The sequence below is a fragment of the Mycobacterium sp. 1465703.0 genome (assembly GCF_001672975.1).
In the GTDB taxonomy this organism is placed as follows: domain Bacteria; phylum Actinomycetota; class Actinomycetes; order Mycobacteriales; family Mycobacteriaceae; genus Mycobacterium.
In genome coordinates this window covers 52,638-63,338 of the sequence record NZ_LZKU01000053.1, presented here as the reverse complement: position 1 = coordinate 63,338, position 10,701 = coordinate 52,638, and the positions used below count along the sequence as shown (strand labels likewise).

Genomic DNA, 10,701 nt, shown 5'->3' with positions numbered 1-10,701 from the left:
CGTGGATCGCCCCGCCCATTCGCGCCGTGGTGGCACTCACCCGCTCGGGCGAGCGGGTTCATGACTACCTGGGCAACGAGTCCGAACATTTCTTCGCCGCGCCTGCCTTGATGCTGGGGTTGTTGACGGTGCTGGCTGTGGTGGCCTCGGTGGGGGTATGGCAGTGGCGCGAGCACCGCGGACCGGGAATGGTCATCGCGCTGTCGACTGGCATGGTGGCCGCTGCCGCCCTGGCGGCGGTGGTCGGGGCCGGGCTGGTACGGCTGAGCTACGGCGCCCTGGACTTCGACGCGGTACCGCTGACGAAACGTCCGTCGGTCGCCTACGTCACGCAGGCGCCGCCGGTGTTCTTCTCGACCGGTCCGCTGCAGATCGCGGTCAGCCTGTTGTGGCCGGCCGGCATCGCTGCCCTGGTCTACGCCGTACGCGCGGCCGCCGACGCCCGTGACGACCTGGGTGCGTTGCCGCCGCAGCCTCGGCCTTCCGATGTGCTGCCGGTGGGCGGCGGAGGCGGCGCGGAAGCGCCCGTGTCATAGCGGACGGCGACGAATCTTTCGGCCGGTGACGACCTTGGCCGCAATCTTCATCAGGCGGACCATGCCGACGTAGGTCATCGGGTTGAACATCGTCGGCCAGGTTGTTCGGATCAGATGATCGGTCAGTGGGCGGCTGTCGAAGCGATCGGTCAGCCAGCGCAGCGCCATCGGCGCCGACAGCGGGTGCAGCATCATGTGCTCGTTGAAGGCGTCGCGGTGGTAGGTGACCCGCGCGCCGCCGGCCGAATACGCGTCGGCGAGCGCATCGATGTCATGGACGTCGATCAGGTAGTCGTGCACGGCCTGCACGATCAACACCGGTGGCGTCGGAACGGCGGCACCCAACTTGATGTGGTCGAAGACGTGCGTGATTTCCGGGGTCGACAGGATCTGCTCGAGCGGCTCGTCGAGGTAGTCGCCCATGTCCTTGCCGGCCATCCGTACCACGGCCTGCACCGTCGTCATGTTTTCCAGCGAGTCGAGCAGCGCGCGGCCCTCCTCGTTGCTGTGCTCTCGGATCACCCGGTCCAGATCGGGATAGATGTGCGCGAGCGCGGCCACCACCAGGGCGGGCAGTCCCGACAGGAAGCTGCCGTTGAGCCGGCGGAAGGTGTTGCCCAGGTCTCCCACGGGCGAGCCCAGCACCGCCCCGACGATGTCCAGTTCGGGCGCGTAGTCGGCGCAGATCTCAGCGGCCCACGCGCTGGCCAGCCCGCCACCGGAGTATCCCCACAATCCGATGGGTGCCTGGGCGGACAGCTCCAGACGCTCAGAACTCAGCGCGGCCCGAATGCCGTCCAGCACGCGGTAGCCGGGTTCGAAGGGCGCGCCCCACAGGCCGCGCAGGCCTTCGTGGTCGGGCACCGAGACCGCCCAGCCCTCGGCGACGGCTGCGGCGATCATGAACAGCTCGAACTGGCCGATCGCCCCAAACGCCTTTGCCCTGTGCCGCAGCGCGTAGGACGGGAAACACCGTGACGAGACGGCGTCGATCGCGCACTGGTAGGACAGCAGCGGACAGGGCCGGCCCGGAGTGCGCTCGGCGGGAACGATCACCGTCGTGGCGGTGGCCTCGGGCTCGCCGTTCATGTCCATGGTTCGGTAGAGCAGCTGAACGGCCTTGATGGACTGCGGGATCAGGCCGAGGAATGCCAGCTCGACCTCGCGGGAGCGCAACACGGTGCCGGGCGCGGCATGCTGGAAGCCCAGTGGCGGCTGGTAGAACGGGTCGTCCGAGGGCAGCAGCGGACGTACTTTGCGCTGCAGTTCCTCGTGTGGCGGCCGGGCGATCCATTCCGCGCCGTGCGTGCCTGCCAGGTTGCCGAGCTCAGCCATTGAGGCTCCCTTCGTGGCCACCCGGCATTCTCGCGTACGAACGGCAGGTAACCAAAACGTAATCGCCGCACTGTTGAGCGACTTCTCGTCACTCCGGCCAGGTCGGTCGCGCCACTGAGGAACGATTACCCTTTGCGTCGCCCGAGGACGCTTGTCGCCAAAGCTTAACCTGGCAGCCCCGGCGGCCTGAGCGCGGCGAACTCGTCGGTGACCCGCAGCGCCGCGTCGGTGAACCGGTACAGCGCGGCCGGCCGTCCGCCGCTGCGGCCGGATTGAGCGATGGTGCCGGTCGCCGTGATGACGCCCCGACGGGCCAGCACCCGCTGCAAGTTCGTCGCGTCGACCTGATAGCCCAACGCCGCGCCGTAGATGTCACGCAGCGTCGAGAGCGCGAATTCCCTTGGTGCCAAAGCAAATCCGATATTCGTGTAGGACAGTTTCGCGTTCAGCCTGGTGCGGGCGTTGTCCACCATCTGGCCGTGATCGAAGGCCATCGGCGGCAGGCAGTTCACCGGATGCCAGCGGGTGTCCGGCGGCAGCTCGGGGCTGGCGGGGGAGGGCACCAGGCCCAGGAAGGTGGAGGCGATCACGCGGGGCCCCGGTACCCGGTTCGGGTCGGAGAACACGGCGAGCTGTTCCAGGTGTGCCAGCTCTTTGAGGTCGACCTTCTCGGCCAGCTGGCGCCGGACCGAGGTGATCATGTCCTCGTCGTTGCGCAGCTGTCCGCCCGGCAGCGACCACTTGCCCTGTTGTGGATCCTGGGCGCGCTGCCATAACAGCACGTTCAGCTGCGGTTTTGCCGCGGGGCGTCCCTTCGTAACCTGGTCGACCGCGTCACGAACCTGGAACACGACCGCGAGCACTTCGTGGGCGGTGCTACCATGGGCCATGTTTTCGATTATAAGTCGAAAACCTCCTGGGCTGAAAGGAGCCGCCATGACGGTTATTAATCGCATGGACACGCTCGCCGAAAGCATGATCGCCGACATCACGGATTCACCCACGGGTTACGCCGGGGTAGCCGGTGATGCACAGTGGGCCGCCGAGATTCGCCGCCTGGCGAAGCTGCGTGGTGCCACCGTGCTGGCGCACAACTACCAGCTGCCCGAGATCCAGGACGTCGCCGATCACGTGGGCGACTCGCTGGCGCTGTCGCGGATCGCCGCCGATGCCCCCGAGGACACCATCGTGTTCTGCGGTGTGCACTTCATGGCCGAGACGGCCAAGATCCTGAGCCCCGACAAGACGGTGCTCATCCCGGATCAGCGCGCCGGCTGCTCGCTCGCCGACTCCATCACCGCCGACGAATTGCGCGCCTGGAAGGACGAACACCCGGGCGCGGTCGTCGTCTCCTACGTCAACACCACGGCGGCGGTCAAGGCGCTCACCGACATCTGCTGCACGTCGTCCAACGCCGTCGAAGTCGTCGCGTCCATCGACCCGGACCGTGAGGTGCTGTTCTGCCCGGATCAGTTCCTGGGCGCCCACGTGCGCCGGGTGACGGGTCGGGAGAACCTGCACGTGTGGGCGGGGGAATGCCACGTGCACGCCGGCATCAATGGCGACGAGCTCAACGACCAGGCCCGCGCCAATCCCGATGCCGAGCTTTTCGTGCACCCTGAATGTGGTTGTGCCACTTCGGCCTTGTATCTCGCGGGCGAAGGCGCCTTTCCGCCGGACCGGGTGAAGATCTTGTCCACCGGCGGCATGCTCGAGGCCGCCAATCAGACCAGTGCACGCAAGGTGCTGGTGGCCACCGAGGTCGGCATGTTGTACCAATTGCGCCGGGCGGCACCGCAAGTCGACTTCCGCGCGGTCAACGACCGGGCATCCTGCAAGTTCATGAAGATGATCACCCCGGCGGCCCTGCTGCGCTGCCTGGTCGAGGGAGCCGACGAAGTTCACGTCGACCCCGACGTCGCCGCCGCCGGCCGGCGCAGTGTGCAGCGAATGATCGAAATCGGCCAGCCGGGCGGTGGCGAATGACCGCCCGTCCCCAGTGGACGCACAGCGCCGACGTCGTCGTCGTGGGCACCGGCGTCGCGGGATTGGCCGCCGCGCTGGCCGCGCACCGCGCCGGCCGCCGTGTCGTCGTGCTGAGCAAGGCCGATCAGGCCCGCGGGGCAACGGCCACCCACTACGCGCAGGGCGGCATCGCGGTGGTGCTGCCGGACAATGACGACTCGGTGGAGGCCCACGTCGCCGACACAGTGGTCGCGGGCGCCGGGCTGTGCGATCCCCAGGCGGTCTACTCGATCGTGGCCGACGGGTACGCGGCGGTCGCTGAATTGGTCGGCGACGGAGCCCGGTTCGACGAATCCGCACCCGGCAAGTGGGCGCTGACCCGCGAAGGTGGCCACTCCCGGCGGCGCATCGTGCACGCCGGCGGCGACGCCACCGGCGCAGAGGTGCAGCGTGCCCTCGATCACGCTGCCCGCACACTGGACATCCGCACCGGCCATGTGGCGTTGCGGGTTCTGCACGACGGCGCCGCCGTGACCGGCGTCCTGGTCGGCAATCCGGACGGATACGGAATCATCAGCGCGCCTTCGGTGATCCTGGCCTCCGGCGGCCTCGGGCACCTGTACAACGCGACCACCAACCCGGAGGGCTCCACCGGCGACGGCATCGCGCTGGGCTTGTGGGCCGGCGTCGCGGTCAGTGACCTCGAGTTCATCCAGTTCCACCCCACGATGCTGTTCGCCGCCGACGCCGCCAGCGGCCGGCGTCCGCTGGTCACCGAGGCCATCCGCGGCGAAGGCGCGAAACTGATTGACTCTCAAGGCGATTCGGTGACAGCCGGTGTTCACCCGATGGGGGATCTGGCGCCGCGCGACGTCGTCGCCGCCGCGATCGATGCGCGGCTGAAGGCCACCGGTGATGCCTGTGTCTTCCTCGATGCGCGCCACATCGGCGATTTCGCCAACCGGTTCCCGACCGTGACGGCCGCGTGCCGGGCCGCCGGCATCGATCCGGTCCGCCAACCCATTCCGGTCGTCCCCGGGGCGCATTACAGCTGCGGCGGCATCGTCACCGACGTGTACGGCCAAACCGAGCTGCCGGGGTTGTTCGCCGCGGGTGAGGTGGCGCGCACCGGGCTGCACGGCGCCAATCGGCTGGCGTCCAACAGCCTGCTGGAAGGTCTGGTGGTCGGTGGGCGTGCCGGCAAAGCGGCGGCCGCGCACGCGGCAGCCACCGGGCGAGTGCGCGCGGTCGCCCCCGAGGCGGTCGTCCACACCGCGCCCGCGCGTTGCGAACTGCAACGCGCGATGAGCCGGGACGCTTCGGTGGTGCGCGATGCCGCCGGGCTGACCCGGTTGACCGCCACGCTGTCGCGGGCGCAGATCCGCCCGGTGTCCGGCCGCCGTGATTTCGAGGATGTCGCACTGGCCGTCGCCGCCCGCGCGGTCACCGCCGCCGCCCTGGCCCGTCAGGAGAGCCGGGGCTGCCATCATCGCGCGGAATTTCCGCAGATCGCGTCCGAACAGGGGCGCAGCAACGTGCTGCGACTGGCCGGCGATCAGGATGAGGTGCTGGTGGAGGCGCTGGCGGCGGTCGTATGACCTCGATGTCCGACGTTGAACTGAGTGCCGCCCGCGAAACGATTCGGCGCGGCCTGGTCGAGGACCTGCGCTACGGACCCGACGTCACCACGTTGGCGACGGTGCCCGCCGAGGCGGTGGCGACCGCCTCCATGGTGCCCCGCGAGCCGGGGGTGATCGCCGGCATCGACATCGCACTGCTGGTGCTCGACGAGGTGCTCGGCGCGCGCGGTTACGAAGTGGTCGACCGCGTCGAGGACGGTGCCCGACTGCAGCCGGGCCAGCCGTTGCTCACGCTGCGAGCCGAAACCCGCGGCTTGTTGACCGCCGAGCGCACCATGCTGAACCTGATCTGCCACCTGTCCGGGATCGCCACCACGACCGCGCACTGGGTGGACGCCGTGCACGGCACCAAAGCCAAGGTGCGCGATACCCGCAAAACGTTGCCCGGGCTGCGGGCTCTGCAGAAATACGCGGTCCGGGTCGGTGGCGGGGTGAATCACCGGCTCGGGCTCGGCGACGCGGCGCTGATCAAGGACAACCACGTGGTGGCCGCGGGGTCGGTGGTCGAGGCGCTGCGGGCGGTGCGCGAAGCGGCACCGGATCTGCCGTGCGAGGTGGAAGTGGATTCACTCGAGCAGCTGGACGAGGTGCTGCCGGAAAAGCCCGAACTGATCCTGCTGGACAACTTCCCGGTGTGGCAGACGCAGATGGCCGCGCAGCGCCGCGACGCGCGCGCACCTGCCGTGCTGCTCGAGTCCTCGGGCGGTCTCGGCCTGGAGAACGCGGCGGCCTACGCCGCGACCGGGGTCGACTACCTGGCCGTCGGCGCGCTGACCCATTCGGTGCGGGTGCTCGACATCGGCCTCGATATGTAGATGGCGGCGGGGTTTCAGCGACGGGCGGCGGGGTGTGCATCGTGGGTGACGAGTGTGAATCCTGGGCGGGGTTTCTCGGCGTGTCGCCGCCCTGGACGCACACTCAGCGCCAGCAGCGCGCACTCGAAGCGGCCCCTGCGTCTGGGTGGCTCAGGCGATGTCGGCGACGAACACCCCTATCCGGCGCAGCTGTACGCGTGCCAACCCCGGCAGGCCGTCCCCGTCGGAGCCGGCCGGAAGAATCCGCGGGTTGATCACGTGTACCGTCCGGTTGCGGCTGAATTCCACGTCCGCCTCCCCGGCGGCCAGCACGTTCTTCACCCAGTTGGTTTTGCCGTGACCCAGCGCGATCGCCAGCGTGTTGCCCTTGCGGTACGCGGTCACGATCGTCTGGTAGGGCTTACCGGAGGTGCGGCCTCGGTGCTTGATCGTCGCGGTCCCGGGCAGGTACCGCGCGATCGGCTTCAGCGCCGGGTTGACGTATTTGATCTGAAAACGCTCAAACCAGGGCGGGAAGACCATCGGGACGCCCGGCGCATTGTTCGGGTGATCCTTGGCGGACATGACGGCTCCCTGGGTCGGCAACGCGGGGTACGGCCTCGATACCGGCACTGTACCGGTCGGAAATCGACTTGAGTTCCTCTGGGACAATGGACACCGTGAGCACCATCCAACCGTCGCCGATGGCCCGCATCGACCTGCGGGGCGCGGAGTTGACGGCTGCCCGATTGCGGTCGGCGCTGCCGCGCGGCGGCGCCGACGTGGAGGCGGTGCTGCCAAAGGTCCGGCCGATCGTCCAGGCCGTCGCCGAGCGCGGCGCCGAAGCGGCCCTGGAATTCGGTGCCACCTTCGACGGAGTCCGGCCCGCGGCCATCCGGGTGCCCGACGCTGCGCTCGCCAAGGCCCTGACCGAACTGGACGCGGGCGTGGCCGACGCGCTGCGGCTGATGATCGAACGCACCCGCGCCGTGCACGCCGACCAGCGTCGCACCGACGTCACGACCACCCTGGGCCCCGGCGCGACCGTCACCGAGCGGTGGGTCCCGGTCGAGCGGGTGGGCCTCTACGTTCCCGGCGGCAACGCCGTCTACCCGTCCAGCGTCGTGATGAATGTGGTGCCGGCCCAGGCCGCCGGCGTCGCCTCGCTGGTGGTGGCCAGCCCACCGCAGGCTCGCTACGACGGACTGCCGCACCCGACCATCCTGGCCGCGGCCCGGCTGCTGGGGGTCGACGAGGTGTGGGCCGTGGGCGGTGCCCAGGCGGTGGCGTTGCTGGCCTACGGTGGCACCGATCTCGACGGCGCCGAACTGGCGCCCGTGGACATGATCACCGGGCCCGGCAACATCTATGTCACCGCCGCCAAGCGGCTGTGCCGGTCGCGGGTCGGGATCGACGCCGAAGCCGGCCCGACGGAGATCGCGATCCTGGCCGACCACACCGCCGACCCGGCGCACGTGGCGGCCGATCTGATCAGCCAGGCCGAGCACGACGAGATGGCGGGCAGCGTGCTGGTCACTCCCAGCGCCGATCTGGCCGCCGCCACCGACGCGGAACTGGCCACCCAGCTGCAGACCACCGTGCATCGCGAGCGGGTAACGGCCGCGCTCGGCGGACGTCAATCGGCGATCATCCTGGTCGACGACCTGGACGCCGGCATCACCGTCGTCAACGCCTACGCCGCCGAACACCTGGAGATCCAAACCGTGGACGCCGCGTCGGTGGCGGGCCGAATACGTTCGGCGGGAGCCATTTTCGTCGGCCCATACGCCCCGGTGAGCCTGGGTGACTACTGTGCGGGATCCAACCACGTGTTGCCGACCGCGGGCAGTGCCCGGCATTCCAGCGGCCTGTCCGTGCAGACCTTCCTGCGCGGCATCCATGTCGTCGACTACACCGAGGCGGCGCTCAAAGACGTGTCCGGACATGTGATCGCGCTGGCCGAGGCCGAAGATCTGCCGTCACACGGCGAAGCGGTACGGCGGAGGTTCGAGCGATGACCGGACAGCCCGGGCCCACCTTGGATGACCTGCCGCTGCGCGACGACCTGCGCGGCAAATCGCCTTACGGCGCACCGCAATTGGACGTTCCGGTGCGGCTGAACACCAACGAGAACCCGCACCCGCCCAGCCAGGCGCTGGTGGACGACGTGGTGCGGTCGGTGGGTGAGGCGGCCGCGGATCTGCACCGCTATCCCGACCGCGACGCGGTGGCCCTGCGCATCGACCTGGCCCGCTACCTCAGCGCCCAGACGGGCGTCCAGCTTAGAGTCGAAAACTTGTGGGCGGCAAACGGTTCGAATGAGATTCTGCAGCAGCTGTTGCAGGCGTTCGGCGGTCCGGGGCGCACTGCGATCGGGTTTGTGCCGTCCTACTCGATGCACCCGATCATCGCCGACGGCACCCGCACCGAATGGCTGCAAGCCGTCCGGGCGGACGACTTCAGCCTGGATGCCGATGTCGCGGTCGCCGCCATCACCGACCGCCGGCCCGATGTGGTGTTCCTGGCCAGCCCGAACAACCCGTCCGGGCAGAGCGTTTCGTTGCCGGACCTGCGACGGCTGCTCGACGTGGCGCCCGGCATCCTGATCGTCGACGAGGCCTACGCCGAATTCTCTTCACAACCCAGCGCGGTGGAGCTGGTGGGGGAGTACCCGACCAAGCTCATCGTCTCGCGCACCATGAGCAAGGCGTTCGCCTTCGCCGGCGGGCGGCTGGGCTACCTGATCGCCACCCCGGCGGTGATCGACGCGATGCTGCTGGTGCGGTTGCCCTATCACCTGTCCTCGCTCACCCAGGCCGCGGCGCGGGCCGCGCTGCGGCACGCCGACGACACGCTGGGCAGTGTGGCGACCCTCATCGCCGAACGCGAGCGTGTCTCAGCAGCCTTGAATCGCATGGGTTTTCGGGTGATTCCCAGCGACGCCAACTTTGTACTGTTCGGAGAATTCGCCGACGCCCCGGCTACCTGGCAACGCTATCTGGATGCCGGCGTGTTGATCCGCGACGTCGGAATCCCCGGCTATCTGCGTGCCACGACCGGATTGGCCGAGGAGAACGACGCCTTTCTGCGGGTCAGCGCCCAGATCGTCGACACCGAACTCGCACCTGTGACCCCCAGCCCGGTAGGAGCACCGTGACCGCGACCGTTACCCGCCGTGCGCGCATCGAGCGCCGCACCCGCGAATCCGACATCGTCATCGAACTCGACCTCGACGGAACCGGCCAGGTCGATATCGACACCGGTGTGCCGTTCTATGACCACATGCTCACGGCGCTGGGCAGTCACGCCAGCTTCGACTTGACCGTGCGCACCAAGGGCGATGTGGAGATCGAGGGACACCACACCATCGAGGACACCGCGATCGCGCTGGGTCAGGCCCTTGGCCAGGCCCTGGGCGACAAGCGGGGCATCCGCCGGTTCGGGGACGCGTTCATCCCGATGGACGAAACCCTGGCCCACGCCGCGGTCGACGTGTCCGGCCGGCCCTACTGCGTGCACAGCGGGGAGCCGGATCACCTGCAGCACACCACGATTGCCGGCAACTCGGTGCCGTATCACACCGTCATCAACCGGCACGTGTTCGAATCGTTGGCCTCCAATGCGCGCATCGCGCTGCACGTGCGGGTCCTGTACGGCCGCGACCCGCACCACATCACCGAGGCGCAGTACAAGGCGGTTGCCCGCGCACTGCGCCAGGCGGTCGAGCCCGACCCCCGGGTGTCGGGTGTGCCGTCCACTAAAGGGGTTCTGTGACAGGCAAATCTGTTGTTGTCCTGGATTACGGCTCGGGCAACCTGCGGTCGGCTCAGCGTGCGCTGGAGCGGGTCGGTGCGTCGGTCGAGGTGACCGGCGACGCCGATGCCGCGGCCGCCGCCGACGGACTGGTGGTGCCCGGCGTCGGTGCCTTCGAGGCCTGCATGGCCGGGCTGCGCAAGATCGGCGGGGACCGCATCATCGCCGAGCGGGTCGCCGCCGGGCGCCCGGTGCTCGGCGTCTGCGTCGGGATGCAGATCCTGTTCAGCCGCGGCGTCGAATTCAGTGTCGAAACCACCGGATGCGGGCAATGGCCGGGGTCCGTCACCCGACTGCAGGCGCCCGTCATTCCGCACATGGGCTGGAATGTCGTCGAATCCGGGCCCGGCACAGTCTTGTTCAACGGGCTCGATGCCGATACCCGGTTCTACTTCGTGCACTCCTATGCCGCGCAGCGGTGGGATGGTTCGCCCGATGCGGTGCTGACCTGGGCCGTCCATGAAGGCCCGTTTCTAGCCGCGGTCGAAGACGGGCCGCTGTCCGCCACCCAATTTCACCCGGAGAAGAGCGGGGACGCCGGCGCGGCCGTGCTGAACAATTGGGTCCGTGGATTGTGACGGACCCCGCGAAAGCGCTTTCTGGCAAGCAACAGCCGAC

Annotated in this window: 11 protein-coding genes; 8 read left to right on the top strand and 3 right to left on the bottom strand. The window is 68.9% G+C overall.

From position 1 onward, the window contains the following. Positions 1–536: DUF2567 domain-containing protein (locus A5625_RS04970; RefSeq protein WP_066989616.1), on the top strand; the 536-nt coding region annotated here is incomplete at its 5' end. Here A5625_RS04970 and A5625_RS04965 read toward each other — a convergent pair. Together A5625_RS04965 and A5625_RS04960 are read right to left on the bottom strand one after the other, a co-directional pair. Then, positions 531–1,871 carry a lipase family protein gene (locus A5625_RS04965; protein ID WP_066989614.1) on the bottom strand — a complete coding sequence of 447 codons (1,341 nt, stop codon included), beginning with the start codon at positions 1,869–1,871 and terminating at the stop codon, positions 531–533. The two genes, A5625_RS04970 and A5625_RS04965, sit on opposite strands and share 6 nt — an antisense overlap. A gap of 164 nt (positions 1,872–2,035) precedes the next feature. Beyond that, complete coding sequence (locus tag A5625_RS04960; protein ID WP_066989601.1) at positions 2,036–2,761, bottom strand: NUDIX domain-containing protein; 726 nt, start codon at positions 2,759–2,761, stop codon at positions 2,036–2,038. Positions 2,762–2,807: 46 nt separating this feature from the next. Here A5625_RS04960 and nadA point away from each other — a divergent pair, with 46 nt between their 5' ends. Genes nadA through nadC form a run of 3 tightly spaced genes read left to right on the top strand, consistent with a single transcriptional unit; the run spans position 2,808 to position 6,291 of the window. Beyond that, complete coding sequence (gene nadA / locus A5625_RS04955) at positions 2,808–3,857, top strand: quinolinate synthase NadA (RefSeq protein ID WP_066989599.1); 1,050 nt, start codon at positions 2,808–2,810, stop codon at positions 3,855–3,857. Beyond that, on the top strand, positions 3,854–5,434 hold the full coding sequence (locus tag A5625_RS04950; protein ID WP_066989597.1) for an L-aspartate oxidase: 1,581 nt from the start codon (positions 3,854–3,856) through the stop codon (positions 5,432–5,434). Before nadA ends, A5625_RS04950 begins: the two co-directional genes overlap by 4 nt. Further along, complete coding sequence (gene nadC / locus A5625_RS04945; protein WP_066989595.1) at positions 5,431–6,291, top strand: carboxylating nicotinate-nucleotide diphosphorylase; 861 nt, start codon at positions 5,431–5,433, stop codon at positions 6,289–6,291. The genes A5625_RS04950 and nadC overlap by 4 nt, the downstream gene beginning before the upstream one ends. A 150-nt stretch (positions 6,292–6,441) precedes the next feature. On the opposite strand, the gene A5625_RS04940 is transcribed toward nadC, so the two are convergent. Further along, complete coding sequence (locus tag A5625_RS04940) at positions 6,442–6,855, bottom strand: nitroreductase family deazaflavin-dependent oxidoreductase (RefSeq protein ID WP_066989593.1); 414 nt, start codon at positions 6,853–6,855, stop codon at positions 6,442–6,444. An 86-nt stretch (positions 6,856–6,941) separates the two neighbouring features. Between A5625_RS04940 and hisD the strand changes: the two genes are divergently transcribed. Genes hisD through hisH form a run of 4 tightly spaced genes read left to right on the top strand, consistent with a single transcriptional unit; the run spans position 6,942 to position 10,661 of the window. Further along, positions 6,942–8,288, top strand: coding sequence for a histidinol dehydrogenase (hisD, locus tag A5625_RS04935; protein WP_066989591.1), 1,347 nt, complete (start codon positions 6,942–6,944; stop codon positions 8,286–8,288). Further along, a complete protein-coding gene (locus A5625_RS04930; RefSeq protein ID WP_066989589.1) occupies positions 8,285–9,427 on the top strand; it encodes a histidinol-phosphate transaminase in 1,143 nt (380 codons plus the stop codon). The genes hisD and A5625_RS04930 overlap by 4 nt, the downstream gene beginning before the upstream one ends. Continuing rightward, a complete protein-coding gene (hisB, locus tag A5625_RS04925; protein WP_066989587.1) occupies positions 9,424–10,044 on the top strand; it encodes an imidazoleglycerol-phosphate dehydratase HisB in 621 nt (206 codons plus the stop codon). The genes A5625_RS04930 and hisB overlap by 4 nt, the downstream gene beginning before the upstream one ends. After that, positions 10,041–10,661 (top strand): imidazole glycerol phosphate synthase subunit HisH, encoded by a 621-nt coding sequence (hisH, locus tag A5625_RS04920; protein ID WP_066989584.1) that lies wholly within the window; start codon positions 10,041–10,043, stop codon positions 10,659–10,661. Before hisB ends, hisH begins: the two co-directional genes overlap by 4 nt. The last annotated feature ends 40 nt before the right edge of the window (positions 10,662–10,701 follow it).